Here is a 25,976-nt window from a genome sequence, read left to right on the forward strand (position 1 = left end):
CGGGCTCCCGGGTCGGTGGTGTCGACGGTCCCGGTGAGACTGCCGAGGACGTCGGGCCCGGGGACGGACGGGAGGTGACGCCCCGGCGACCGCTGCGTGAACCGCCTCCCGCACGCGCCGAAGGCACACCTCTCGCCCTCACGACGCGGCGCGTCGGGGCGCGAGGTGTGCCTTCGGCGGGAGGGGGTCAGCGGCTGAGGGCGGCGCGGGCCGAACCCCAGCCCTTGAGGACCTCCAGCACGTCCTCGCGCTGCTCGTCGGCGACGGCCTGCGCGTGCGCGCGGTCCAGGACGTCGTCGAGGCGCACGCGGGTGCCGGTGGCGGCGGACTCGACGGCCGCCTCGACCATCGCCAGGCTCAGGACGTTGTCGTGCACCTCCCCCCACAGCGGGGTGCCGTCGGCGAGGAAGCGCGTGAACGCCGCGAGCGAGCCCGCGATGCCCTCCCCCGGGTCGTCGGCGGGGCCGGCCTCGGCGCCTTCGACGACAGGGTCGTGGTCGCCGTCCCACAGCGCCGAGCCGCGGGCGCCCGACAGCCGCCAGGCGCCGTTCCACGACGTCTCCAGCCCGGGGGCGCACCAGCTGCCCGTGAAGGTGTAGCGGGCGCCGGTGGACATCTCGAAGACGGCCGCGGCCGAGGCGGCCCCGGCGTACCAGGACCACGACGGGTTGAACTCCTCGCAGTACACCGAGACGGGTTCGGCGTCGAGCAGGAACCGGGCCAGGTCGAACTGGTGGATGGCCATGTCGACGAGCAGGACGTGGTCCATCTCCTCGCGGAACCCGCCGAAGTGCGGGGCCTTGAAGAACTCCGTCGCCAGCGACCCCAGGTCGCCCAGCGCGCGGGCCTGCGCGCGGAAGGCGTCGACGTGCGCGTTGTAGCGCCGGGACTGCGAGACGACGAACGGCTGGCCGGACACCTCGGAGGCGGCGACGAGCGAGAGGGCCTGCGCGACGGTCGGGGCGACGGGCTTCTCCCCCAGCACCGGGTAGCCGGCGAACAGCGCGGCGGTGGTGACGGGGTGGTGCGCCACCGGCACGGTGACGTTGACGACGGCGTCGGCCCCGACCTCCCGGGCCAGCGCGACGGTGTCGGTGCCGACGGGCACGTCGGGGACGCCCGCGTCGGCCAGCGCGGCCCCGGCGACGCCGAGGTCGAGGTCGACGACCCCGGCCAGTTCCACGGCCGGGTCGGCCAGGATCGTCGCGAGCCAGGCCTTGCCCATGCCGCCGGCGCCGACGAGGACGACCTTCACTTCTGCTTCTCCGGGTCCAGCGCGCCCTGGTAGCCCTGGCCGTTGTAGAAGTCCTCGGTGTCGTAGCGCAGCAGGACCGGGTCGGTGCGTTCGGGGCGGACGGTGACGGCCCACTCGACGGCGTTGGAGATGACCTTGCGGACGCCCTCGTGGAAGTACGTGGGGAAGTCCTGGTCGCCGGGGCGGAAGTAGAAGATCTTCCCGAAGCCGCGCTTGAAGGTGATGCCGGAGCGGAACACCTCACCGCCGGTGAAGGAGGAGATGAAGACGATCTCGTCGGGGGCGGGGATGTCGAAGAACTCCCCGTACATCTCGTCCTCCTCGATGATCAGGGGGTGCGGGACGCCCTGCGCGATGGGGTGGGTCGGGTCGACCGTCCACAGCAGTTCCCGGTCGTGCTCGGAGCGCCAGCGCAGCGTGCAGCTCGTGCCCATCAGCCGCTGGAAGATCTTCGACCAGTGCCCGGAGTGCAGGACGACGAGGCCCATCCCGGCCAGAACGTGGCGCTGGACGCGGTCGACGACCTCGTCGGAGACCTCGGCGTGCGCGGCGTGCCCCCACCAGGTGAGGACGTCGGTGTTCTGCAGGACCTCCTCGGTGAGCCCGTGCTCGGGGTCGTCCAGCGTCGCGGTGCGGACGGTGACGCCCTCGCCGAGGTTCGCCTCGATGCCCTCGGCGACGGCGCCGTGCATGCCGTTCGGGTAGCGCTTGGCGACCTCGGGTTCGAGCTGTTCGTGGCGGTTCTCGCCCCACACGGTGACACGGATCGTCATGGTTCTCTCCTAGGACTTGACGGCCCCGCCCGTGACGCCGGCGGCGACGTACCGCTGGGCCAGGACGAGCAGGGCGATGGCGGGCAGGGACGACAGCACGGCCGTGGCCATGATGGGCGACCAGTCGGCGACGAAGCTGCCGACGTAGGTGTACAGCCCCAGGGTGATGGGCCGCAGGTCGGCCGTGGTCGTCAGGGTCAGGGCGAACAGGAAGTCGCCCCAGGCGAACAGGAACGTGAACAGGCCCGCGGTGATGAGGGCGTTGCGGCTCATGGGCAGGACGATGGAGAAGAAGGCGCGGACGTGGCCGGCGCCGTCGACGTAGGCGGCCTCGACGATGGAGGCCGGGATCGACCCCATGAAGGCGCGCATGAGGATGATGGAGAAGGGGATGCCCGCCGCGGAGTCGGCGAGGATGAGCCCGCCGAGGGTGTTCAGCAGCCCCAGGTCGCTGTAGGCGGAGTACAGGGCGTTGGCCACGACGATGCCGGGGACCATCTGCGTGATGAGGATCCCGAACAGCACGACGGTGGCCCAGCGGCCCAGCTTGAAGTGGGCCATGGCGTAGGCCGCGGGGGTCGCGATCAGCAGGCTGAACACGACGGAGCCCAGGCTGATGAGCAGCGACGTGACGAGGTTGCGGCCCTGCTCGGAGATCGCCGTCGTGTAGCCGCGCAGCGACAGGTCGAACGGCAGCCAGGGGGTCGCGACGGCGTTGCCGGCCGGCTGCAGGGACACGTTGATCATCCAGTACAGCGGGAACAGCATGAACGCCAGGATGACGATGCCGATCACCGTGTAGACGGGCCGCCGGGGGGCCTTGACCTTCGCCGGCGACCCCTCGGGCGCCCGCGTGCGGGTGGGGACCATCGCGCTCACTCGTCTGCGCTCATTCGTCTACAGCCTTCCGGTTGAGCCGCAGGTACACCACGGCGAAGACCAGCGAGATGACGATGAGGATGTTGCCCAGGGCCGCACCCGCACCGAAGTCGAACTGCCTGAAGGACATGTCGTAGGAGAACGTCGAGATCGTCTGGGTCGAGTTCGCCGGGCCGCCGTTCGTCAGCCCGAGGATCACGTCGAGCACCTTGAGGGTGTAGACGACCCCGAGCACCAGGACCACCGTCACGACGGGGCGCAGCATGGGCCAGGTGATGTGCCGGAACGCCCGCCACCCGGTCGCGCCGTCGAGGGCACCGGCCTCGTACAGCTCCTCGGGGATCTCCTGCAGCCCGCCGTAGAGGATGGTCATGTTGAACGGGATGCCGAGCCAGATGTTCACGCCGATGACCGCGACGAGGGCCAGCGACGTCGACGTGAGCCAGTTCGGGTGCGCGTCGAGGAACGGCACCGCGCCCAGGATCCGGTTGAGCGCCCCGTTGTCGGTGTCCAGGATCCAGCGCCACACGGCGGTCCCGGCGATCATCGGGATGAGCCAGGGCAGCAGGATGAGCGAGCGCAGCACCCCGGACAGCGCGAACTTCTTGTGGAAGAACAGCGCGATGGCCAGGCCCAGGACGAACTGCCCCACGATCGAGCCCGCGGTGAACAGCAGGGTGTTCAGCAGCGTCCGGTCGAAGATGGCGTCGCCGAGGACGTGGCGGTAGTTCTCCAGGCCGACCCAGGGCGCCTCGCCCGTGTAGAACGTCTTGGTCGTGTACTCCTGGAACCCCATGACGACGTTCTTGACGACGGGGTAGCCGAAGAACAGGACCAGGTACACCACGGCCGGGACGATGAACGCGACCTCGACGAGCCGGGTCCGCAGCTTGTGCCCCGCTCCCCTCCCCGCCGGCGCGAGCGCCGACGGGGAGGTGGCGCGGCTGGTGGCCACGTCAGCCATTCTGCGCCTGCTTGAGCGCGTCCTCCGGCGTCATGCCGCCCACGAGGGCGTTCTGGACCGCCGTGTAGATCTTGGTGGCCGCCTTCGGCCAGTCCGGCCCGAGCTCACCGGTGCGGGCGCGCAGGTCCGGGACCTGGTCGGCGAACGCCTTGAGGTTGGGGTTCTTGGAAGTGACCTGGTCGGCCAGCGCCGGCTTGGTGGGCACGGTGCCGGTGCCGAGGGAGATGTTCACCTCGTTCTCGTCGCTGTTGAGGCACTGGACGAGCTCGGCGGCCTTCTTCTGCTTGTCCTTGTCCCCGGTCTGCGGGACGGTCCACGCCTCGCCGCCGAACGGGGAGACGGTCTTGCCGCCGGCCTGCGGGACGGGGATCGGGACGATGCCGTACTCCAGCCCCTCGGCCTTGTCGAGGGTGCCGAAGTTCCACGGGCCGTTGATCATCATGGCGGCCTTGCCGGCGGTGAACTGGTCGGCCACGTCGGCCTGCGACCAGTTCACGGAGGACTGCGACAGCGACTTGGCGTCCAGCATGTCCTTGACGAGCTGCAGCGCGGCGGCGGTCTGGGGCGTGTCGATGTCCTTCTCGTCGCCGCCGTTGGACCACATGAAGGGCAGGAACTGCCAGGTGCCCTCGTAGGTGTTGATGTTCGACATCGCGAAGCCGTACTGGTCGCCGGTGGTGAGCTTGGCCGCGTCGGCCTTCAGCTCGTCCCAGGTGGTGGGCGGGGTGACGCCGGCGGCGTCGAGGATCTTCTTGTTGTAGAACAGCGCGATCGTGTTGGTGACCGGCTGCAGGCCGTAGAGCTTGCCCTCGTACGTGGAGGCCTTCAGGACGCCGTCGGCCACGCCGGAGGAGTCGATGCCGAGGTCGTCGAGGGGGGCGAGCGCCCCGGAGGCGGCGATCTGCTGGACGTCGGGGTTGTCGAGCATGAGGACGTCGGGCAGCGTCTTGGAGGAGGCCTGCTGCAGCACCTTCTGGATGAGCGTGTCGCCGGGGACGGCCTCGCGCGAGATCTTCATGCCGACGGTCTTGCCGCACGCCTCGATGGCGTTCTTCCACAGCGTCGCGTTGGGGTCGGAGTTGTAGTAGTCCAGGACGCGCAGGGTGTCCGAGCTCGACCCCGTCGCGCTGCCCCCCTTCGCGCCCCCGCAGGCGCCGAGCGCCAGCGGCAGGACCAGCAGCGCGGCCAGGCCGGCGCGGGTGCGGAACCCTCGGACCGAGTGTCGAGCCATGTCGTTCCTCTCCTCGTGCTCACGGCATCGTGAGCGCTGGTTCGTCGATGCGTATCGACGATGGGTGCGGCGGACCCCGGTGGGGTCACCGCAGGGGTGGTCAGTGCGCCGGTCGCACCGGCTGTGGTCGGGTCCGGGACGCCGGCACCGGGCGGGTCTCGCCGTCCGCGGGGGACTTCGACACACCACCCTCCTCACCGGGAGTCCGGACCACCGTGTCCTCTGAACCGTCGTCGGGTCGTCGATACGCATCGTCGATGCGAATCGAGAACCTAGCCCGAGCGGGTCGACCTGCACAAGGGGTCCGTCAAGTTCGTCACCCCGGGAGACGATGCAGACTGGTCCCACCGATCCGGAGGCTGCTGTGCCCAAGCCCGCCCGTACCGCCGCCCTGTCGGCGGCCCTGCTCGCCGTGGCTCTCGCGCCCGCCTCCGCGGCCCACGCGGTCGAGGTGACCCCCGGCCCCGCGCCCGTCCAGGTCGACGCGCTGCGCTGGGTCGACGGGCAGCCGCGGCTGGAGACGCGCACGGCGCCCGGCCCCGCCGCGGCGGCCCGGCTGGTGACGGCGCTGGAGCGCGACCCCGCCGTCAGCGACGCCCAGCCCCGCACGACGTACGCGGTGACCCCGCCCACCACGGCCCCCGGCACGGCTCCGCTGCGCCGCGCGCTGCTGGGCACCGACCCCTACCTGCGCTACGCCTACCACCTCACGTCGGTGGACGCCTACGCCGCCTGGACCGTGACCCGCGGGGCCGGGGTGAAGGTCGCCGTGCTCGACACCGGCGTCGACGCCACGCAACCGGACCTCGCCGGCCGGGTCGTGCCCCTGGGGAACTTCACGACGGAGGCGGCCACGACGATCGGGGAGCACGGCACGGAGGTCGCCACCGTCATCGCCGGCGCGTACCAGAACTCCGTGGGCGCGGCCGGGGTCGCGCCCGAGGTCACGATCCTCGCGGGCAAGGTCTGCGCCGTCGACGGCTGCGCGAGCGACGCCGTGGTCCGGGGCATCACCGCCGCCGTCGAGGCGGGCGCCGACGTCGTCAACCTGTCCCTGGGCGGGGACACCTACAACCGGACGACGGCCGCGACGATCCAGTGGGCGATCGCGCGCGGCGTCGTCGTGGTGGCCTCGGCGGGCAACAGCGGCGACAAGGGCAACCCCGTGGAGTACCCCGCCTCCTACGACGGGGTGGTCTCGGTGTCGGCCTCGACGTCGACGGGCGCGGCCGCGACCTGGGCGCAGCACAACTCCGCCGTCGACCTCAGCGCCCCGGGCGAGGCGGTCCCCGCCGGGCAGCCGGGGACGGGCGGGACCTACCCCTACGTGGCCGTGTCGGGCACCTCGTTCTCCGGCCCGCAGGTCGCCGCGGCCGCCGCCCTGCTGACGGCGGTGGCCCCCGCGGCGGACGTCGCCACGATCGAGGGCTGGCTCAAGGGCACCACGACCCCGCAGAGCTGGGGCCCCGGCTACGGGACCGGGATGCTCGACGTCGCGGCCGCGGTGCAGGCCGCGCAGGCGGTTCCCGTGCCCGTCCAGAGCGCGCCCGTCACGGTCGAGCGCGGGACCCGCAGTCCCCGCCACCCCGTGGTCGTCACGGGCTGACCCGTCGGCTGCTCGACCGGCCGCTCAGCTCGGCCGGGCGAACTCCGTGCCGTCCAGCCCGTCGAGCAGCTCGCGCAGCGAGTCGAACACCGCCCCCGCCCCCGCACCGGTGAGCTCCTCCACCGAGAACCCCCCGGTGCGCACGGCGACCGCGGGCATGTCCGCGTTCGCCGCCGCCTCGCAGTCCCACGTCGAGTCCCCGAGCAGCACCCCCGCGCGGCCCGAGACCTTCTCCAACGCCACTCGGAGCAGGTCGGGCGCGGGTTTGGTGCTCTCGGCGTCCTCGGAGGTGGTCCAGGCGTCGCACAGCTCCCGGGCGTCCAGCAGGTCGAGGTAGGCGTCGACGTGCGCGGCCTGCCCGGAGGAGGCCAGGACCACGGTGAAACCCCGGGCCTTCAGTTCGGTGAGCAGGTCCTGCGCACCCTCGAACGCCTGCACCTCGGGCAGCAGCGGGTCGAACTCCTCGCTCCAGGCCTGCCGCGCGGCGTCGCCGTGCTCGGCCTCGAAGGCCTGCCCCGCGACGGCCGGCACGAGCTGGTCGCCGCCCATCCCGATGGCCCGGTGCAGGCGCCACACCGGCAGGGTCAGGTCGAAGCGACGGAACGCGCGGAACCACGCGAGCGCGTGCTGGTAGTTCGTGTCGACGAGCGTCCCGTCGACGTCGAGGACTGCGGTGTCGGGCACGGGGAACCTCTTTCGGGCGGTGGGGACGGCTGGGGCTGGGGGCGGTTCACACGGCGAGGTCGACGCAGAACAGCGCCCGCGGGTCCTGCAGCATCGCGGGTGGGCGGACGTCGGTGCGCGCGGCCCGCCCGCCCCAGCGGACGCGGCGCCGGTGCCGCACGCAGACCCCCTTGGCGGAGCTGAACTCGTAGTCCCCCACGACCTCGCCGAGCAGCAGCGCGCGCTCGGACTCGATGGGCACGGCGACCTCGTCGCCGGGGGCGAGTTCGTGGACGAACGTGTCGAGGACGCGCAGGTCCTTGCCGGGGCGGCGTTCGGGCCGGATCTCCTTCAGCAGCGCCCGCAGCGACGTGCCCGGGGCCGCGCCGCGCACGTCGACGTCCACCCCGGAGGCGGTGCCCAACCCCACGACACCGTCGGCGAGGAACTCCCCGAGGGCCTGCGGCGCAACGGGTCGCACGACCCACACGAGCCGCCCCTGCTCCCGCTCGACGGGTTCGAGGGGTTCGGGTTCGGGCCACACGTACGGCAGGTCGTCGGGTTCGTCGCCGAACAGGGGGCGGTAGAACTCGGGGTCCTTGCGCAGCAGCGCCGAGCGGTGGCTGCGGTGCAGCGCCTCGTCCCCGACCCAGGGCGGCAGCGCGGTCCGAGTGGCGGCGTCGGGGGCGAACTCCGCGATCTGCGGGCCCGTCGTGTCGGCCCGTCCGGTCCGGGTCCACTCGGCGACGACGGCGAGCCCGTAGGCCACCAGCGCGGGGGTGTACCCCCGCCACATCCGCACGGCCGGGTGGTTGGCCCACCCGTAGTCGGGCAGTTCGAGGGCGCGCAGGACCTGCAGCGTCTCCACCCGCTGCTTGCCCAGCCGCGGGCCGTCGAGGACGGCCGCGGACCGGGCGAAGTCGGGGTACGGGAGGAACGTCTGCACGTCCCCACCGTCGCGCGGGCCCCGGCGCCCCGCACCTCGGAGCGGAGCCCGGGGCGGACCCGGAGGGTCAGTACCCCTGCGACAGGTCGACGAGACCGAGAAGTTCCTCGCCCGCGCCGAACCGGCGGACGTTCTCGGCGACGCGGTCGGCGAGCAGCGGCAGGCGCAGCGTCGACGGGTTCGTCGAGTGGGGCGTGACGATCGCGCGGGGTTCGGTCCACAGCGGGTGCCCGTCGGGCAGGGGCTCGGGGTCGGTGACGTCGAGGGCGGCACCGGCGATCGTCCCGGCCCGCAACGCTTCCACCAGCGCGTCGGTGTCGACGAGGGACCCGCGGGCGATGTTCACGAGCCAGCCCTGCGACCCCAGCGCCGCCAGCTCGGCCGCGCCGACGAGCGCTGCCGTCTGCGCCGTCGCGGGGGCGGCGAGCACGACGTGGTCGGCCACGGCGAAGACCTCACCGACGCGGTCGGCGGCCCACGTCTCGTAGGCGCCCTCGACGGGCAGCCCGCGCCGCGTCACGGCCAGCACGCGCGCACCGAGACCGGTGAAGGCCGGGATCATCGCCCGGCCGATCCCGCCGGCCCCGACGATCGCGATCGTCGAGCCCCGCAGGGTGCCCTGGACGCCGTCGAGCGCGGCGCCGTCCCAGGTCCGCGCGCGGGCCGCGCGGCCGATGCCGCGGATCCCGGCGAGCAGCAGCGCGACCGCGCCCTCGGCGACCGACGTCGAGTAGGCGCCCGCCGCGGACGTCCACGTGCGGTCCTCGTCGAGGGCGCCCGAGGCCACCCACGACTCGATGCCCGCCGACGGCAGCTGCACCCAGCGGACACCGTCGTGCAGGTCGGGCAGCTCCCCGTGCCCGCCGGAGACGACGACGGCCTCGGCCTCGGCGAGCGCCACGACCTTCCCGCCGCCGCGTTCGACGGCCTCGGTCAGCAGCGGGTTGTCCTCGGGTCCGACGTACACGGCGGGGGTGGGCACGGGGGCTCCTCTACGGGTCACGGAGTGGTCGGCCCACCCTAGGACCCACCCCCGCTCCCCTCCGCCGCCGCGGGGGCCTCACCCCCGGCGGGGTCAGCGCCCGCCGACCGTGCGGCCGGTCCGCGTGCGCGCCTGCGGGACCCGCGCGCGGTCGGGGTCCAGCAACCCCTCGGCCTCCCGCTCCGTGACGGCCCACCGTTCCCGCGCCGCCGCGTCCGCCGACTCCGAGACCGCGCTCGGGTCCAGGAAGACCTGGGTGATCGTCGGGACCCGGCGGCGCATCTCCTCCTCGGCCCGGGTGCAGATCCGCTCGACCTCGCCGGCGTCGAGGTGGGCCGCGAACTGCACGCGCCCGGCGACCAGGACGTTGCTGGGGCCGAGCTGCATCGTCAGGACCTCCTGCACGCGCACGACCCCGTCCTCCTCCCCCAGCACCCGCACGGCCTCCAGGCGCACCGCGGGGTCGGCCGCCTCGCCGATGAGCAGCTCCTTCGTGTCGCGGCCCAGCAGGAACGCGACCACGGCCAGCAGCAGGCCGATGGTGATGGAGCTCACCCCGTCCCACACGGCCGAGCCCGTGACCTGGTGCAGCACCGTGCCCGCGAGCGCGACGAGGACCCCGAGCACGGCGATGCTGTCCTCGCTGGCGACGGTCTTGACGGTCGGGTCGGGGCTGCGGACGACGTAGGTGAGGAGCCGGCGGCGGGCCGTGGCGGCCTCGCGCGTGACCTGGCGCAGGGCCTTCAGCAGCGAGCCGCCCTCCAGGACGAGGGAGAGGCCGAGGATCGCGTAGATCACGACGAAGTGCTTCGTGGACGTGGGCTCGGCCTCGCCCCGCAGCGAGGAGACCCCCTCGGCGACGGAGAACACGGCGCCGGACAGGAAGATGCCGACGGCGGCCAGCAGCGACCAGAAGAAGCGTTCCTTGCCGTAGCCGAAGGGGTGGGTGCGGTCGGCGGGGCGCTCGGCGCGGCCCAGGGACAGCAGCAGGAACACCTCGTTGAGGGTGTCGGCGACCGAGTGCGCGGCCTCGGCGAGCAGGGCGCTGGACCCGGTGACGATCCCGCCGACCGCTTTCGCGACGCCCACCCCCACGTTCGCGAGCAACGCCACCAGCACGGTTCCGCGGGTCTCCTCAGCCACGCACCGAATCTGCACCGGTCGGCCGCTGCCCGCCCGTCGACCACCCGACGATGTACGTCCGGTCACTGGAAAGTCACGGTGAGATACCGATACCGTCCTCCCACTCCGCCGAGAGGGAGAAGAGACGTGCGCCGCCCCCACCACCGCCCGACCGATCGCGACCTCAGCGCCGAGGCCCACCGGGTCCTGTCGGACCTGCGCCGCGACGGCGTCGCCCGCACCACCCTGACCGCGCTCACCGGTGGCCCGACGCTGCTGGCGGACGTGCTCTCGCGCACCGACGACCTCATCGCCGACCAGTCCGCCGACATCGTGCGCCGCCGCCGGTACGTGGCGGGCGACCCCGTCGCCCGGTGCGGTCCGGGCGACCCGCACCGGGTGGAACTGCTCGGCGACCACCCGCCCGTCGACCCCGAGGACCCCTACGCGCGGTTCCTGCGCCACCCCGCGATCGCGGGCGTCGCCACGGCCTACTGCCGGCGCGACGTGCGCATCTGGGACATGAACGGACTGCTCACGCTCGCCTCGGCCCCCGCCCGGGAGGACGACTGGGGCCGTTCCGTCGAGGGGGCGGGCGTGGAGGTCCACCTGCACCTGACGGGTGTCGACGACGGCGTCGGGCCGTTGTCCTACGTGCGCACCTCGCACCGGCGGCGGGGCCGGGTGCGGGGCCTGGAACGGACCGGCCGCCGCATCGGCGACGAGGACCTCGGGCGCGTCTTCGGCACCGGCTGCACCACCACGCTGACGGGGGCGGCCGGCACGGTGGTCTTCGTCGACCCCCGTGGGCTGCACCGCAGGGCGCGCCCGACGGCCCGCGACCGCCTGCTGCTGCAGGGTCGCTACTCGCCCCGCGGCGGCCGCGAGCGCGCCGTGCTGCTGCCCGCCGAGGAGGTGCCGCGCAGCGCGCTCGCCGACTTCGCCCTGGCCTGAGGGCCCGGGGTCAGCGCCCGAGGAGCTTGTCGATCAACCGGGCGAAGAAGCCCTTCTTCACGGGCTCGGCGACGGGCGCCGCGACGGGCGCGACGGGTTCGGCGACGGGCTGGACGCGGGCGGGTGCCGCCGCGGGCTGGACGCGGGCGGGTTCCACGACCGCTTCCTCGACGGGCTCCACGACGGGCTCCACGACCGGTTCCACGACGGGCTCGAGGGCGCTCTCGTGCGGGCGGGAGGCGTTCAGGGTCCCGTGCAGCTCCTGCTCGGGGGTGTAGCTGGCCTCGCCGAGGATGGACGCGGCGTGCAGCAGGGCCGACGCCTGGACGGGGGCGACGGTCTGCGCCCCGCGCACGGGGGTGGTCTCGTCGAGGGTGGACATCAAGCAGCTCCCGGTGTCGTGGCCGCCTCTTCGGTGACCGTCGTCCCGTCATCGGCCCGCCCGGTCGGCCCCCTGAGCCGGCGCGGCGAGCACCACCCGGACGGACGCCGGGGACACGCGGCCGTCCTCCCCGCGCGTCGCACACGTTCGACCCGGATCGCGGCGCGGTCGCGGCCCGACGTGTGCTCTCGACCCCGTCCGGACGCGAACCGGGGTCCGACGCGTGCGACGCGCGGGACAGTCGCCCGCGCTCACGTCGGCCCCCCGTCCGCCGATGGGACGACGTGCGGGTACCCGACCTGGAGGCGCTGCGTCCCGGAGACTTCGTCAAGGTCCGCGGCAACCCCAACCCGCTGCACACCGGCGGCCGGGCCGTCGTCGTGGCCGTCCACCGGCAGGACGGTCCGCCGTGGCGCGTCGTCGCGCTCGACCTGCGGTACTCGGCGACGAGCCCGGCGGTCCGCGTGGACGTCGCCGACAGCGGGGAGCTGGCCCGGTGGGAGACGCCGTGGGCCCCGAAGCACACCGTCGAGGACGAGCCCGAGGTCCGCGAACTGCTCGCCGCCGGGGCCGCGCACGTCGAGTCGCGCACCCCGCGCCGCACCCTCGTCGTGGCCGGTCTCGCCGCGCTGGCCGTCGTCGCCGGCGTCGGGGTGCTCGAGCACCAGCAGCGACCCGCGCCGAACCCCGTCGTCGTCCAGCGCGCGCTGGCCGAGGGCGCGCGCGGCACCGCCGGAGCCACCCCGGTCCTCACCGCGACCCCGACGGCCACCCCCACCCGGGTCGCGGCGACGGCCTCGGTCGTGGCGTACGCGGCGGGTCCGGTGCCGGTCGTCGCCGGCGCCGACGGAACCCGCCCGACGCCACTGGCCGGGCTCGCCGAGGCCCCGGGCTGCCACGACGCCTACGTGGCGGACCTGTTCTCGTACCTGCCCGTGGGCCAGGCCGTCGACGTGGCCGGCGCCGGCTGGTACCGCACCGACGACGGCCTCGACGTCAACGCCGAACTCGTGCGCCAGGGGGTCGCGGTGCCGGTCGCGACGACGGCCGGTTCCAGCACGACCGACACGAGGAACTACGCGCAGCTGACCGAGCTCGCGGCCGACGCGCCGCACTGCTGAGCCTCAGCGCCCGGCGACCTCCGCGAGCGCGGCCTCCACGCGCGCGACGACGACCCCGGGCGAGAACCGCTCCTCGACGTGCGCGCGGGCCCGCCCGGCGAGGTCGGAGCGCAGCTCCAGCCCGCGCAGGACCGCCGCGGCGAGGTCGGCCGGGGCGGTCGAGGCGGCGATCGTGCGGGGGTCCAGGGACCCGGCGACCTCGGGGTTCGCGCCGACGGGGGTCGCCACGACGGGCAGCCCGCTGGCGAACGCCTCGACGGTGACGATGCCGAAACCCTCCATCTCCAGCGTCGGCAGCACGAACAGGTCCGCCGACCGGTACAGCTGCGGCAGGTCGGCCTCGGCGACGAAACCGGGGAACAGCACGGGGATCCCGAGCCGTTCGGCGCGCGCACGCAGTTCCGGGCCGAGGTACCCGGTGCCTCCGATGACCAGTTGCGCCGCAGGGTGTTCGGCGAGGACGGCCGGGAACGCGTCGAGCAGGTTCTCCAGCCCCATCCGGCGCACGAGGCGCCGGACCGTCACCAGGACCGGGCCGCCGGTCAGCCCGAACGCGGCGCGGTCCCCCGGCCCCGGGGCGAACCGGCCGAGGTCGACGGCCAGGGGCACGACGTCGACCCTCGCCCGGGCCGCGGGGTGGACCTGCTGCAGCAACCGGCGGACGTACCAGCTCGTCGCCAGGGTCCGCGCGGTGCCGTTGACGGCGACGAGTTCGGCGCGGCGGGTGAGGTCGGCGACGACACCGCTCGCGGCGCGCGCCAGCGGGTACTTCCCACCGGCGGCGTCCAGGCGGACCTCCAGCGAGGAGGGGGCGTGGAAGCGCAGCACGGTCCGGGGACCGAGCCCGGCGCGGACCGCGGCGGCGGCGTGGAACGTGGAGTGGACGTAGACGGCGTCGAACCGCGCGCGGGCGTCGAGGGACCGCAACCAGCCGGGGACCTGCAGCAGCGTCGTGGCCGGGTGGGCGTAGTAGGCGCGGCTGCCGCGGGCCGGGGCGGGGTGGCGCAGCAACCGGTACCCGCCGCCGCCCTCCACGACCCGGTGCTCGACGAGAGGGGCGTCCCGGTCGTGGCGGCGCACCAGGAGGGTGACGTCGTGCCCCCGCCGCACGAGCTCGTCGACCTCGACGAGCACGGAACTGGCCACCCCGCCGCGGTGCTCGGGCGGGACTCCATCGGTGATCACGAGCAGGCGCACGCGACGAGCCTGCCAGACGGGGTGGCCGCGACCGGGCCCCGCGGCCGCCGGGCGCGCGCTGCGGCTGCTCACCGCGGCGCTCCGCGAGACCTCGCACCCGTCGCCGGCCGCAGGTGCCGCCGGGTCAGGGGTGACCGCTCCGGGCCGGTGCGGGAAGCTGGGCGGCCACGGCCGGTCGACGGGTCCGGCACCGACGAACCACGGGAGGACCGATGGACGACTCGTCCGCGAAGGCGGCGCCGGGAGCGGCACCGTCGGCGGGGGACGCGGCCGGGGCGACGCCCACGGTGCGCGACGTGCCCGACCGGGGGCGGTTCGAGGTCCTCGTCGGCGACCAGGTCGCCGGTGCGGCGCACTACCTCGACGTGGACGCCGTCGGGGGCGGTCCCGGGCGGGAACGGATCTTCTTCCACACCGTCGTCGAGGACGGTTTCAGCGGGCAGGGTCTGGCGGGGCGGCTGGTGCGCTCCGCCCTGGAGGAGACCGTGCGGTCGGGCCTGGGCATCGTCCCGGTGTGCCCGTTCGTCAAGACCTACGTCGGCCGCCACCCCGAGTACCGCCCGAGCACCCGCACCGTCCGGGGGGAGCACCTGCAGGCCCTGGCCGACCGCTGAAACGTTCCCGCTCGGTTCAGCGGCCGCCGCTGCCGGTCGCTCAGAACTCGAAGGCGGGTTCGATCCCCACGCGCTCGAACCCCAGCAGCGCCGCCCCGATCCGCCCGGCCCGCGCACCCCAGCGCGCCGTCCGCAGCGGCGGCGGTTCCCGCCACGCCAGCAGGGACCGCAACCGCGCCTCGAGCGGGTCCAGCAACCGGGGACCCGCGCCGGAGACCCCACCGCCGAGGACGATCTCCGCCGGGTCGAGCAGCATCGTCAGCCCCTGCAGCCCCAGGGCCAGCGCCCGCACGGCGTCGTCCCACACCTCGTCGGCGACCGGGTCCGCCCCCAGCCGCTGGACGACCTCGACCGTCGAGGCGGCCGTCCCCCCGCGCGCGCGGTACCGCCGCAGCACCGCCGCACCGGCCGCGTAGGCCTCGACGCAGCCCCGCTGCCCGCACGGGCAGGGTTCGCCGTCGGGGTGCACGACGACGTGCCCGAACTCCCCCGCCGCTCCCGAGACCCCCGAGACCGCCGAACCCGCCACGACGAGCGCCGCGGAGATCCCCGTGCCGATGGGCACGAAGACGAAGCTGCCGTGCGTCCCGGAGACCAGCTGCTCGGCGCGGCCCGCGGCGCGGCCGTCGTGCCCGACCGCGACGGGCAGCCCCGTCGTCTCCTCCAGCCGGGACCGCAACGGCAGGTTCCGCCACCCGAGGTTCGAGGCGTAGACCACCGTCCCGCTCGCCTCCTCGACCGTCCCCGGGGTCCCGATCCCGACGGCGACCGGTCGCGACGGGGCGGCGGCGGCCAGTTCGGCCAGGAGCTCGCGCAGGTTCTCCTCGACGGCCGACCCCCCGGACCGGGTCGGCCGGTCGCGCACCGCGACCTCCCGCCCCCGGGCGTCGACGACCGCGCCCTTGAGCCCGGTGCCGCCCACGTCGACGGCGAGCACGACGCTCACGCGGCGGCCGGGGAGTCGATCGACCCGGCCGACCCGGCCGGTGCGGCCGCGGTCGCGACCTGCCCGCTGTTCATGCGGGGACGATAGCCCGGACCGTCGACGCGCTCCGCCGGCGCGGGAGCCGCCCGAACGGTCCGGGCGGTTCGTCCGGCGAACGAGTGAGGGGCTTCAGGACCGGGCGCCGGGTGCCGAGGAACCCCTGGTGATGACGGCCCCCACCATCCACGACGTCCTGAGCGCCGCCGCGGTGCGCAGCGAGTTCCAGCCGATCGTCGACCTCGACTCCGGGGCCGTCGTCGCCTACGAGGCGCTGGCCCGCGGCCCCGTCGGGCCGCTGCACCGCCCCGACCACCTGTTCGCCGCGGCGCGCGAGGCGGGGGTGCTCGCCGAGCTCGACCACGCCTGCCGGGCCGCTGCGCTGCACGGCGCCGTCGAGCACGGTCTCGTCGCGCCGCTGACGCTGTTCGTGAACGTCGAGCCCGAGATCCTCGACTCCGCGCCCCTGACGGAGCTGGTGCAGCTCGCGGACGGTGCCCCCGGGGGGCTGCGCGTCGTCGTGGAGATGACCGAGCGGGCGCTGGCCGCCCGCCCCGCCGAACTGCTGCGCACCGTCGAGCGCATCCGCGAGATCGGCTGGGGCGTCGCCCTCGACGACGTCGGCGCGGACGCGATGTCGCTGGCGTTCATGCCGTTGCTGCGCCCGGACGTCGTCAAGCTCGACCTGCGGCTGGTCCAGGACCGCCCCGGCCCGGCCGTCGCGCAGATCATGAACGCCGTCAACGCCTACGCCGAGGAGTCCGGCGCGCTCGTCCTGGCCGAGGGCATCGAGGACGAGAAGCACCTGCTGATGGCCCGGGCCCTCGGTGCGCGGCTGGGCCAGGGCTGGCTGTTCGGGCGCCCCGCCGCCCCGCCCCCGGCCCCCGTGGCCGTGGCGGCGCTGACGCTGCCGCCCGCCGTGCCCACCGCGTCCCTGTCGGCGAGCTCCCCCTTCGCGGCGCTGACCGAGGGGACCCCGTTGCGGCGCGCCCCCAAGGGGCTGCTCATCGAGCTGAGCAAGCAGCTGGAGCGGGAGGCCCTGCGGCTCGGCGACACGTGCGTCGTGGCCTCGACGTTCCAGGAGGCGAAGCACTTCACCCCCGCCACCCGCAGCCGCTACCGCGACCTCGCCGAGCGGGTCGGGTTCGTCTGCGCCCTCGGCGAGGGGCTGCCCGAGGTGACGGTCCCCGGGGTGCGGGGGGCGACGTTCGCGGCGGGCGACCCGGTCCGCGGCGAGTGGGACGTCGTCGTGCTGGCCCCGCACTTCGCGGCGGCGCTGCTGGCCCGCGACCTCGGCGACGACGGTCCCGAGCGCGAGCGCACCTTCGAGTACGCCCTGACCTACGAGCGCACCACGGTGGCGGCGGCCGCGCACTCCCTGCTGGCCCGAGTGGCCCCGCGCCGCGCCGAGGTCGTGCCCGTCGCGGCGCCGGCCCCGAGCGCGTCCGCCCCGGCCCCCGTGGCCGTGGCCGCGGTCGACCCCCGCGCCTTCCTGGAACGGGCGCTGAGCGCGACCACCAGCGGGGTGTCGATCGCGGACGTGCTGCGCCCGGACCACCCGCTCGTCTACGTGAACTCCGCGTTCGAGGAGCTGTCGGGGTGGCGCTCGGAGGACGTCCTGGGCCGCAACTGCCGGTTCCTGCAGGGGCCGGACACCGACCGCGCGACCGTGGACGAGGTCCGGGCCGCGATCCGCGACGGCCGGGAGTGGCGGGGCGTGCTGCTCAACGTGCGCGGTCCCGAGCGCACGCCGTGGTGGAACGAGGTGCACCTGGCCCCCGTGGTGGACTCCTCGGGGCGGGTCGTGCAGTACGTCGGGATCCAGAACGACGTGACGGCCCGGGTGCAGGCGCAGCGCGACCTCGAACGGGAGCGGGAACGTTCGCGAGCGTACGTGCGGCGGATCGAGGAGCTCGCCTCCACCGACCCCCTGACGGGGCTGGCGAACCGGCGGCACGTGGAGTCGGCGCTGCGCACCGCCGAGCACGCCACGACGTTGCTGTTCTGCGACCTGGACGGGTTCAAGGTCGTCAACGACGAGCTCGGGCACGCCGCCGGGGACGAGCTGCTGGTCGAGGTCGCCCGGCGGCTGCGCGCCGCCGCCCCGGCCGACGCGCTGCTGGCCCGGCTGGGCGGCGACGAGTTCCTGCTGGCCCTCACGGGGCCGGACCCGGACGCCGTGGCCCGCCGGGCCGCCGGCCTCGCCGGCGAGGTGGCCGCACGGGTCGCCGACCCGTTCGCGGCGGGCGGGCGGCAGGTGTCGGTGGGCGTCAGCGTGGGGGTCGCCCACGGCGGGCCCGGGGAGTCCTTCGAGGACCTGCTGCGCGCCGCCGACCACGCGATGTACCGCGTGAAGAACCGTCGCGCGCAGCAGCAGCGCCTCCCCGTCGGCTGACCCCGCCGGGCCTGGGCCCGGGCGGGGTGAGGGGTCGCGACGCGGCGCGCCCGGCGCACGGGCGAACGGGTGACGGTCCCGGGGGAACCTCGCGGGTGGCCCCCAGGGCGGCGGGGTCCGTGCTGTGCTGCCCGGGTGCGCCGCCCGTCCCCCGCCACCCCGCTGTTCCTGCTGCCGGTGCTGCCCCTGCTGCTGACCGCCTGCGCCACCGCCGGTCCGGGGGCCGGACCTGGTCCTGGTCCTGGTCCCGGTCCGGACGAGCCCGTGGCCACCACGGCCGCAGCACCCGAGCAGGTCGCGCCGGTCGTCGGGTTCCGCGCGTGCGAGGACACCCCCGCCGCCGTCGGCAGCACCCACCTGCGCCCTCCTGCGGCGATCGAACTGCCGCCCGCCGGACCCGACGCGCCCGGACTGTCCGGTCCCGTGCGGCTGCAGCACGTCCTGAGCCTGCAGCTGCCGACGGGTTCGGTCCGGGCCGGGTCCGGGGCCGACGCCGTGTGGGCCCTCGGCGGGAACGCCTTCGCGCTCGCCGACGGCGCGGTGGACGCCGAGGTGACGGCCGCGGTGTGGGCCCCGGGCGACGTCCGCCAGGTCGCGTGGCTGGAACTGTCCCTGGGGCCCACCGACCCCGTGCGCTGGGAGACGGCGGCGGACCTGACCATCGTCACGGACGGGGGCGACGGGGGTTTCTGGTCGCCGGACGCGCCGGACGCGTCCTCGCAGCTGCCGGAGGACCCGGAGTCCGGGGACCTGGGACCGGCGTTCGCGGCGTACCTGGCCACCGCCGTCCCGGACGGCGGTCCCTACCCGACGTGCGTGGTGCGCGACAGCGACGGGGTCGACGACGGCCTCGTCTTCCCGACCGGCACCGGCGACGGCTGGTACCCGACGTACGCGGGGTACGACGCGCAGGGACACGTCGTCTCCCTGCTCAGCGACGGCGGGATGGACTGGGACACGGCGGGCGTCACCGGGACCCCGCCGCCCGACTACCTGCCGCCGGAGCCCTGAGCCAGAGAGCTCTGGACCACGGTGAGCGCGGTGCCGAGGGCCTGCACGGCGGCCGGGGGGTCGACGCGGGCGAGGACGAACGCCGTGACGACCGCGGAGGTGCACACGGTCGCGATCCGCTCGGCGTCCTGGATCCCGGCCGCGACCGCCCCGCGCCCGAACGCGGCGTGCAGTTCGGCGCGGTAGGCCGCGACGACCTCGGCCACGGCGCTGTCGCGGCCGACGGGGGCGGTGGCGGCGTTGACCAGCAGGCACCCGCTGCGCGCGGCGGCGCTCGTCCCGGCCAGGGCCGTCCGCAGTCCGGTCAGGTAGTCGTGCAGGGCGGCGGGTTCCACGGCGGGACCGAGCAGCGGGCGCAGCCGGGGGCGCACGACCTCCTCGAGGTAGTTGTCGACGGCGGCGTCGAACAGGCCACGCTTGCTGCCGAACGCGTGGTAGAGGCTGGAGCGGCCCACCCCCGTGGCGGCTTCCAGGTCCGGCACCGCGACGTCCTCGAAACCCCGCTGCCAGAACAACGTCCGCGCCGCCCGGACGACGGTGCCGGTGTCGAAGGTCTGCGTCCTGCCCATGGACGTGAGTATAGTGGAACAGTCATCACACAAACGAGCGTCAGGAGCCGTCGTGATCGTCGCCGCCCTCGCCCTGGCCGCCGTCGCGGCCCTCGTGCACGTCTACGTGTTCGTGCTGGAGTCGATCCTGTGGACGGGGCCGCGCGCCGCGCGCACCTTCGGCCTGGACGTCCCCACGGCGCGGGCCAGCGCACCGATGGCCTTCAACCAGGGGTTCTACAACCTGTTCCTGGCCGTCGAGATCGTCGCCGGGATCGTGGTCCTGGCCACCGGCCACCGCGCGGTCGGTGCGACCCTCGTGCTCGTCGGGACGCTGTCGATGGTCGGCGCCGGTCTGGTGCTCATCGCCTCGGACCGCTCGAAGGCCCGCGCCGCGCTCGTCCAGATCGGGCCCGCGCTGCTCGGCGCCCTGCTCCTGCTGCTCGCGCTCTGAGAGGAAAACCCGTGACCACCAGCACCCAGGTCCAGCTCGTCTCCCGCCCGAAGGGCTGGCCGACGCCGGAGGACTTCCGCACCGTGCAGGTCGAGCTGCCGGAGCTCGGCGCCGGCGAGGTCCGCGTCCGCAACGAGTTCGTCTCCGTCGACCCGTACATGCGCGGGCGCATGAGCGACGCCAAGAGCTACGTCGCTCCCTACGCCCTCGGCGAGACCATGACCGGCGGGGCCGTCGGCCGGGTCACCGAGTCCACCGCCGAGGCGCTGCCCGTCGGCACCCTCGTCCTGCACGGGCTCGGCTGGCGCGACGTCGCCCAGGGGCCCGCTGACCAGTTCCGCCAGGTCGCCGAGATCCCCGGGGCACCGTCCTCGGTGCACCTCGGGATCCTCGGCATGATCGGCCTGACCGCCTACGTCGGCCTCACCGAGATCGCCCACCTGCAGGCGGGCGAGACGGTGTTCGTCTCCGGTGCCGCCGGCGCCGTGGGCACGGCCGTCGGCCAGATCGCCCGGCTGCTGGGCGCCGGTCGCGTCGTCGGGTCGGCGGGTTCGGCCGAGAAGGTGGACCTGCTCACCAGCCGCTACGGCTACGACGCGGCCGTGAACTACAAGGACGCCCCGATCCGCGAGCAGCTCCCGGCGATCGTCCCCGACGGCGTCGACGTGTTCTTCGACAACGTCGGCGGCGACCACCTCGAAGCCGCCATCGACGTGTTCAACACGAACGGCCGGGCCGCGCTGTGCGGGGCGATCTCCGGGTACAACGACGTCGAGCGCCCCGCGGGGCCGAACAACCTGTGGCACCTGGTGAGCAAGAAGCTCACGCTGCGCGGGTTCATCGTCGGCGACCACGCCCACGTCGCCGCCGAGTTCGGCGAGAAGATGGCCGGCTGGTTCGCCGAGGGGAAGGTCGTGTTCGACGAGACCGTCGTCGACGGGATCGAGAACTCCGTCGAGGCGTTCCTCACGATGATGCGCGGCGGGAACACCGGGAAGATGGTCGTGCGCGTCTGACGTCGACGGGTACGGCGGTCGGAGCGTCGGTGATGCTCCGACCGCCGTACGGGTCAGGAGGCCGCGACGCGGGCGGGGTCCTTCAGGGGAGTCCCCACGAACACCTCCGCGGGCCACTGCAACGTGATCCCGAGCCGGTCGGACAACAGGGACCGGTAGCGCTCCAGGTGGGCGGGGTCCCCGTGGACCTGGTGCGGTTCGGTGCCCGTCCGCGTGCAGTAGGCCGCCAGTGCACCCACGGCCTCACCGATCGACCACTCCACGGGGTGGAGCCGGTAGGCCCCGTTCGTGACGTGCGTGGTCCCGATGTTCTTGTTCGCGGCCAGCAGGTTCCGGCAGTCGCGCGGGACGAGCGTCCCCAGCGGGATCTGGAACGGCAGGGAGTCGATGTCGACGTACGTCCGGCCGGCCGTGGAGGGGTGCAGGTCGATCCGGTAGTACCCGGTGCCCACGGAGTCGTGGAACTGCTCGGCCACCCGCGACCCCCGCTGCTCGGCACCGATGTGCTCCTCGGTGACGGTGAACAGCGCGCGGATCCGTCGCGACTCGCGGACGTACACCTCACGGGCCAGCCCGTCGTCGGTCCCCGTGGCGTCACCCCGCAGACGGAGCTCGGGGTAGCCGGTACCCCCGTCGTGGCGGGGGGCGGCGGTCTGGAGCCAGTGTACGAACGACAGCGTGAGGTCGCGGGCCCCCTCCAGGGCCTGCGCACGGGTGGAGTCGGGCACCCCCAGCAGCGGGAGGTCCCAGTAGTCGATCTGGGGCCAGTTCACGCACGTGATCTCGCCACCGGGGAAACCCTCCTCGAGCTGCGCCCGGGCCAGGATGCGCCGGTACTGCCACAGGTCGTGCGTCGACTCCCGCTCACCACGGGCGGGGTCGACGTCGAACAGGGGGCGGGTTCGCCGTTCGAGGGTGTGCGGGACGACGTCGTCGAAGGAGAGCTGCGACCCCGGCCAGAAGGGGTCGCGCTTGGTCAGCCACCGCTGGTACCCGGCCGGTTCGGGGATCGTCCAGTCGCCCGAGCGGGTGAACTCCAACGCGGCGCACCACGTCACGGCCTGCTGGTCGAGCGGGTCGGCGACGTCGGGCGCGTGCAGCTCCCCCGTCTCGGCCCGGGACTCGGCGCCGATGACGTGGTCGAGGCCGGCGAGGTCGAGGACGTCGCCGAGCTCGGTGGCGTCCGCGACCCAGGACGCGGTGAGCTCGCGCTCACCCCCGGGACCGCGGACGAGGACGCCGGTGATCCGCTCCCCCTCCCGGCGCACCTCGACGACCTCGTGCCGCCGCAGCACGGTGAGCAGGCCCGAGGCCTGCGCACCGGACAGCAGTTCCTCGACGGCCAGCTCGGCGACCCGGGGTTCGCAGCACAACCTCGACACGTACCCCAGTCCGGGGTTCAGCGCCTCCACCTGCGCCGCGCTGCGCTTGAGCGGGTAGGCGCGGCGGTAGTGGTCGCGGATGCCGCTGCGCAGCCGCTGGTACGACGGCGCCGCGAGCGGGCCCTCGATCCACCGGTGCTCGTCCGGGGGGACGGCCTGGGCGGTGAGCTGGCCCCCGAGCCAGTCGCCGCGCTCGACGAGCACGACGCGCAGGCCGAGCGAGACGGCGGTCGAGGCTGCGGACACCCCGCCCAGCCCACCCCCCAGGACGAGCAGATCCGTGTGAGTCATCCCTTGACGCTCCCGTCGGTGAGTCCGGACACGAAGGCCCGCTGGTTGAAGAGGAAGACGGCCAGGACGGGCAACGTCACGAGGACCGCCCCGGCCATGAGGGGCCCGTACTGCACGTTGCCGGTGGACAGGAACCGCGCGAGGGCCAGCTGCACGGTCTGGTTCTGGGGTGAGCTCGTCACGACGAGCGGCCACAGGAAGTCGTCCCACACGCCGGTGAAGGAGAAGATCGCGACCACCGCGACGAGCGGCCGGGCGAGCGGCAGGTGGATCCGCCAGAAGATGCGGAACTCCCCCGCCCCGTCGAGCCGGGCGGCCTCGGACAGGTCCGGGCTCGTCGCCGCGAAGTACTGCCGGGCCAGGAAGATGTTCATCGGGGTCACCACGTACGGCAGCAGGACACCGCCGAGGCTGTCGAGCAGCCCGCTCCCCCCGACGCCCATCAGGTCGTTGCCCCCCGCGAGCGGGAACTGCTTGGCCATGAGGAACAGCGGGATCAACGTGACCGAGGCGGGGATGGCCGCGGTCGAGACGAGGCCGTAGAAGAGCACCCGGCTCCCCCGGAACGGCAGGAGCGCGAACGCGTACCCGGCGGCCGTGGCGAGCGCCACGTTCGTGACGACGGCGACGACCGTGAGGATCGCCGAGTTCAGGAACGCCCGCCCGAGGTCGGCGTCGACGACCGCGGTCGCGTAGTTCGACAGCGTCGGGTCGGCGGGGAACAGCCGGGGCTCGCCGAACGCGTCGCGCGTCGGTGTGAAGGACAGGCTGATCACCCACAGGAACGGGATGAGGACCAGGACCGTGGCCACGGCGAGCACCGTGACGTTCAGCGCCCGGCTGCGTGGTCGGGACCGGCGGCGCGAGACGTGCCGCACGTGGACGGGCGGTGGGGCCAGAGCGGTCACGACTTCCTCCCGGCGACTCCCCGCACCGCGACGGCGGAGAACGAGACGATGAGGGCGAACAGCACGAACGCCATGGCTGACGCCGACCCGAAGCTGTTGTACTGGAACGCTTCGGTGTAGACGAGGTAGTTGACGGTGGTGGTGGAGCCGAGCGGGCCGCCCTGGGTGAGGACGAAGATCTCGGCGAACCCCTGGGCGAGGAAGATGATGTCCATCGCCACGACGTAGGTCAGCATGGGTCGCAGACCGGGGAGCGTGACGTAGCGGAACTTGTGCCACCACCCGGCACCGTCCACGGACGCGGCCTCGTACAGGTCCCGGGGGATGCCTTGCAGACCGGCCAGCAGCAGGACCATGTTGCTGCCCAGCGCCTTCCAGATCCGCATGGCCGAGGCCGCGGCCAGCGCGGTGTCCTGGTCCAGCAGCCAGCGCTGACCCGGCAGCCCGAGGCCGTCGAGCCAGTGGTTGAACAACCCGTCCGGGCTGTACATCCACAACCACACCATGGCGACGACGGTGAGCGACACGATGTGGGGGACGTACAGCGCCGACCGGAAGAACCCGACACCGCGGAAGGGGCGGTTGGCCAGCAGCGCCAGACCCAGGGCGATGAGCACCGTGAGCGGGAGCACCAGGAGCACGTACTTCCCCGTGACCCACAGCGCCTTGCCGAAGTCGCTGTCGTGCAGCAGGGCGGCGTAGTTGGCGAGGCCCACGACCCGCGGTGCGGAGCGGCTCAGCGGCGAGTACTCCGTGAAGCTCAGCGCGAGCCCGTACAGCACGGGGAACAGCTGGAACACGACGAGGTAGAGCGCGGCGGGGGCGACGAAGACGGCGCCGACCCAGTGGGTGCGCCCGACCCGCCGGGGTTTGGCGTACAGGGGTGCGGTGGCCATCACGAGCCACCGGCCCGGGCCGCCTTGGCCAGCACGTCGTCGACGGCGGGCGCGGCCTGGGCCAGGGCGTCGTGGGCGGGGACCTGGCCGTTGAGCGCCTGCTCGAGGAACTTGCTGAGGGTGTCGCGAACCTGCACCCAGCCGGGGACGTTGGGGTTGGGGACCCACGCGTCGGCGGCGTCCACGAAGGCCGTCATGATCCGGCTCCCGGTGACGTACTCGCTCGTCGAGGCCGACCGGCGGACGGGGATCGCCCCCACCCCCTGGGTGTACGTCGTCGACGTGGCGGGGTCGATGAAGTAGGTGATGAACCTCCAGGCCAGGTCCTTGTTCACGGAGTCCTTGTTGATCATCAGGCCGGGCCCGGCCCCGCCGAGGACCCCGGGTTCGCCCCCGGCCAGCGGGAGCGGTGGCACCACGCGCAGGTCGAACTCCGGGTGGGCCGTCGCGATGGTCTGGGCCACCGTCGCGGTCAGCATCGTCATGGCCGCCCGGCCCGTCACCAGGGGTTGCTGCTCGGTGGGCAGGCTCGTCCAGTCCTCGCCGAGGTCGGCGGCGACGGCGGGGTTCCCGCGCCAGAGGGCCGTGAGGTAGTCCAGCGCCGTCTCACCCTCGGCGGTCGCGAACGACGCCTTCGCAGGGTCGCTGTCGGTGAGCTGACGGCCGCCCGTCGAGGCGAGCAGCGTGGCGAACGACTGCTGACGGCCGATCGGGTGGGAGGCGAGCAGGAGGCCGCTGCGGGTGATCCGGTCGCCGTCGCGCGCAGTGAGCCGCAACGCCGCGTCGTGCAGCTCCTCCCACGTCGCCGGGGGGCGGTCGGGATCGAGACCGGCGGCGGTGAGGTCGGCGGCGCGGTAGGCGATGAGGCTGCCCTGCAACGACAACGGGATGAGGTACTGCCGGCTGTCGACCTGTCCCCCGGGCAGGGCCGCCGACAGGTCGTCGCGATCGTCGCCGGGCAGCTTCGCGACGAAGGGGCTGAGGTCCTCGAGCCGGTCGTTCACGACGAAGTCGGCCACGGCTGCCGGGCCGTGGCCGAAGACGTCGGGCGCGGTCCCGGCCGCGAACGCGGCGTTGAGCTTGGTCGACAGGTCTCCCCAGTCCAGGTAGGTGACCTCGACCCGCACCCCGTGGTCCTTCTCGAACTGCGGGACGATCGTCTTGGTGACGAGGTCGATCTCGGTCTGGTTCGTGCCGGGGAACCAGACGACGAGGCGGTCGGTGGACCCCGCGGACGAGTTCGACGCGGGCCGGTCACCGCCGGCGAACGCGCAGCCCCCGAGGCCGAGGGTCGCGGCGCCGAGTCCGCCGAGGACGGTCCGACGGCGTGCTGCGGATCTGGACATGGAGCCTCCTGTTTCGTATGAGCGAGCGACGTTGCTGCGACAGGAACTGCGGGTTCTC

General features: G+C 74.0%; 25 protein-coding genes. 8 read left to right on the forward strand and 17 right to left on the reverse strand.

The genetic code is table 11. The features are described from left to right. Positions 1–187: 187 nt before the first annotated feature. Genes CLV37_RS14200 through CLV37_RS14220 form a run of 5 tightly spaced genes read right to left on the reverse strand, consistent with a single transcriptional unit; the run spans position 188 to position 5,102 of the window. On the reverse strand, positions 188–1,225 hold the full coding sequence (locus CLV37_RS14200; RefSeq protein WP_211298685.1) for a Gfo/Idh/MocA family protein: 1,038 nt from the start codon (positions 1,223–1,225) through the stop codon (positions 188–190). A 26-nt stretch (positions 1,226–1,251) separates the two neighbouring features. After that, positions 1,252–2,028, reverse strand: a complete 777-nt coding sequence (locus CLV37_RS14205) for a ThuA domain-containing protein (RefSeq protein WP_106211486.1) — start codon at positions 2,026–2,028, stop codon at positions 1,252–1,254. A 9-nt stretch (positions 2,029–2,037) separates the two neighbouring features. Further along, positions 2,038–2,907 carry a carbohydrate ABC transporter permease gene (locus tag CLV37_RS14210; protein WP_106211488.1) on the reverse strand — a complete coding sequence of 290 codons (870 nt, stop codon included), beginning with the start codon at positions 2,905–2,907 and terminating at the stop codon, positions 2,038–2,040. A gap of 10 nt (positions 2,908–2,917) precedes the next feature. Next, complete coding sequence (locus CLV37_RS14215; RefSeq protein ID WP_106211490.1) at positions 2,918–3,871, reverse strand: carbohydrate ABC transporter permease; 954 nt, start codon at positions 3,869–3,871, stop codon at positions 2,918–2,920. Next, positions 3,864–5,102 carry a sugar ABC transporter substrate-binding protein gene (locus CLV37_RS14220; RefSeq protein WP_106211492.1) on the reverse strand — a complete coding sequence of 413 codons (1,239 nt, stop codon included), beginning with the start codon at positions 5,100–5,102 and terminating at the stop codon, positions 3,864–3,866. The genes CLV37_RS14215 and CLV37_RS14220 overlap by 8 nt, the downstream gene beginning before the upstream one ends. A gap of 364 nt (positions 5,103–5,466) precedes the next feature. On the opposite strand from CLV37_RS14220, the gene CLV37_RS14225 reads away from it, so the two are divergent. Further along, positions 5,467–6,708, forward strand: coding sequence for a S8 family serine peptidase (locus tag CLV37_RS14225; RefSeq protein WP_170127269.1), 1,242 nt, complete (start codon positions 5,467–5,469; stop codon positions 6,706–6,708). Positions 6,709–6,732: 24 nt separating this feature from the next. On the opposite strand, the gene CLV37_RS14230 is transcribed toward CLV37_RS14225, so the two are convergent. From CLV37_RS14230 to CLV37_RS14245, 4 genes are all read right to left on the reverse strand, one after another. Continuing rightward, positions 6,733–7,392, reverse strand: coding sequence for an HAD family hydrolase (locus CLV37_RS14230; RefSeq protein WP_106211496.1), 660 nt, complete (start codon positions 7,390–7,392; stop codon positions 6,733–6,735). A 46-nt stretch (positions 7,393–7,438) separates the two neighbouring features. Further along, on the reverse strand, positions 7,439–8,317 hold the full coding sequence (locus CLV37_RS14235; protein WP_106211498.1) for an MSMEG_6728 family protein: 879 nt from the start codon (positions 8,315–8,317) through the stop codon (positions 7,439–7,441). Between the two features lie 67 nt (positions 8,318–8,384). Then, positions 8,385–9,299 carry a D-isomer specific 2-hydroxyacid dehydrogenase family protein gene (locus tag CLV37_RS14240; RefSeq protein ID WP_106211500.1) on the reverse strand — a complete coding sequence of 305 codons (915 nt, stop codon included), beginning with the start codon at positions 9,297–9,299 and terminating at the stop codon, positions 8,385–8,387. A 93-nt stretch (positions 9,300–9,392) separates the two neighbouring features. After that, positions 9,393–10,442 (reverse strand): cation diffusion facilitator family transporter, encoded by a 1,050-nt coding sequence (locus CLV37_RS14245; RefSeq protein WP_170127270.1) that lies wholly within the window; start codon positions 10,440–10,442, stop codon positions 9,393–9,395. Between the two features lie 126 nt (positions 10,443–10,568). Between CLV37_RS14245 and CLV37_RS14250 the strand changes: the two genes are divergently transcribed. Beyond that, entirely contained in the window at positions 10,569–11,375 is an 807-nt protein-coding gene (locus tag CLV37_RS14250; protein WP_170127271.1) for a hypothetical protein, read from the forward strand. Positions 11,376–11,385: 10 nt separating this feature from the next. Here the strand turns inward: CLV37_RS14250 and CLV37_RS14255 are convergent, their stop codons facing one another. Next, a complete protein-coding gene (locus CLV37_RS14255) occupies positions 11,386–11,757 on the reverse strand; it encodes a hypothetical protein (RefSeq protein WP_106211506.1) in 372 nt (123 codons plus the stop codon). Between the two features lie 284 nt (positions 11,758–12,041). On the opposite strand from CLV37_RS14255, the gene CLV37_RS14260 reads away from it, so the two are divergent. Next, positions 12,042–12,878, forward strand: a complete 837-nt coding sequence (locus CLV37_RS14260) for a hypothetical protein (protein WP_106211508.1) — start codon at positions 12,042–12,044, stop codon at positions 12,876–12,878. Positions 12,879–12,881: 3 nt separating this feature from the next. On the opposite strand, the gene CLV37_RS14265 is transcribed toward CLV37_RS14260, so the two are convergent. Then, positions 12,882–14,147 (reverse strand): glycosyltransferase family 4 protein, encoded by a 1,266-nt coding sequence (locus tag CLV37_RS14265; protein ID WP_170127272.1) that lies wholly within the window; start codon positions 14,145–14,147, stop codon positions 12,882–12,884. Between the two features lie 140 nt (positions 14,148–14,287). Between CLV37_RS14265 and CLV37_RS14270 the strand changes: the two genes are divergently transcribed. Beyond that, positions 14,288–14,689, forward strand: a complete 402-nt coding sequence (locus CLV37_RS14270; protein ID WP_106211512.1) for a GNAT family N-acetyltransferase — start codon at positions 14,288–14,290, stop codon at positions 14,687–14,689. Positions 14,690–14,729: 40 nt separating this feature from the next. On the opposite strand, the gene CLV37_RS14275 is transcribed toward CLV37_RS14270, so the two are convergent. Next, positions 14,730–15,635: an ROK family protein gene (locus tag CLV37_RS14275; protein WP_106211514.1), complete on the reverse strand. Its 906-nt coding sequence runs from the start codon at positions 15,633–15,635 to the stop codon at positions 14,730–14,732. Positions 15,636–15,840: 205 nt separating this feature from the next. Between CLV37_RS14275 and CLV37_RS14280 the strand changes: the two genes are divergently transcribed. Continuing rightward, complete coding sequence (locus CLV37_RS14280; RefSeq protein WP_106211958.1) at positions 15,841–18,066, forward strand: EAL domain-containing protein; 2,226 nt, start codon at positions 15,841–15,843, stop codon at positions 18,064–18,066. A 135-nt stretch (positions 18,067–18,201) separates the two neighbouring features. Next, positions 18,202–19,077 carry a DUF4241 domain-containing protein gene (locus tag CLV37_RS14285; RefSeq protein ID WP_170127273.1) on the forward strand — a complete coding sequence of 292 codons (876 nt, stop codon included), beginning with the start codon at positions 18,202–18,204 and terminating at the stop codon, positions 19,075–19,077. On the opposite strand, the gene CLV37_RS14290 is transcribed toward CLV37_RS14285, so the two are convergent. Next, positions 19,056–19,646, reverse strand: coding sequence for a TetR/AcrR family transcriptional regulator (locus tag CLV37_RS14290; protein WP_106211518.1), 591 nt, complete (start codon positions 19,644–19,646; stop codon positions 19,056–19,058). The two genes, CLV37_RS14285 and CLV37_RS14290, sit on opposite strands and share 22 nt — an antisense overlap. 52 nt (positions 19,647–19,698) lie before the next feature. Here CLV37_RS14290 and CLV37_RS14295 point away from each other — a divergent pair, with 52 nt between their 5' ends. Further along, the gene (locus tag CLV37_RS14295; RefSeq protein ID WP_106211520.1) at positions 19,699–20,079 is read left to right on the forward strand and encodes a DUF1304 domain-containing protein; all 381 of its coding nucleotides are present in this window, start codon (positions 19,699–19,701) and stop codon (positions 20,077–20,079) included. Between the two features lie 11 nt (positions 20,080–20,090). Then, positions 20,091–21,095 (forward strand): NADP-dependent oxidoreductase, encoded by a 1,005-nt coding sequence (locus CLV37_RS14300; protein WP_106211522.1) that lies wholly within the window; start codon positions 20,091–20,093, stop codon positions 21,093–21,095. A gap of 53 nt (positions 21,096–21,148) precedes the next feature. Here CLV37_RS14300 and CLV37_RS14305 read toward each other — a convergent pair whose 3' ends face one another. The 4 genes from CLV37_RS14305 to CLV37_RS14320 are packed head-to-tail and all read right to left on the reverse strand — an operon-like array spanning position 21,149 to position 25,918. Further along, a complete protein-coding gene (locus tag CLV37_RS14305; RefSeq protein WP_106211524.1) occupies positions 21,149–22,768 on the reverse strand; it encodes an FAD-dependent oxidoreductase in 1,620 nt (539 codons plus the stop codon). Beyond that, positions 22,765–23,676, reverse strand: a complete 912-nt coding sequence (locus CLV37_RS14310; protein ID WP_106211526.1) for a carbohydrate ABC transporter permease — start codon at positions 23,674–23,676, stop codon at positions 22,765–22,767. Before CLV37_RS14310 ends, CLV37_RS14305 begins: the two co-directional genes overlap by 4 nt. Beyond that, positions 23,673–24,572: a carbohydrate ABC transporter permease gene (locus CLV37_RS14315; protein WP_146149413.1), complete on the reverse strand. Its 900-nt coding sequence runs from the start codon at positions 24,570–24,572 to the stop codon at positions 23,673–23,675. The genes CLV37_RS14310 and CLV37_RS14315 overlap by 4 nt, the downstream gene beginning before the upstream one ends. After that, entirely contained in the window at positions 24,572–25,918 is a 1,347-nt protein-coding gene (locus CLV37_RS14320; protein WP_106211530.1) for an ABC transporter substrate-binding protein, read from the reverse strand. Before CLV37_RS14320 ends, CLV37_RS14315 begins: the two co-directional genes overlap by 1 nt. Between the last annotated feature and the right edge of the window lie 58 nt (positions 25,919–25,976).

It is taken from the genome of Kineococcus rhizosphaerae, from assembly GCF_003002055.1.
Taxonomy (GTDB): Bacteria; Actinomycetota; Actinomycetes; order Actinomycetales; family Kineococcaceae; genus Kineococcus; species Kineococcus rhizosphaerae.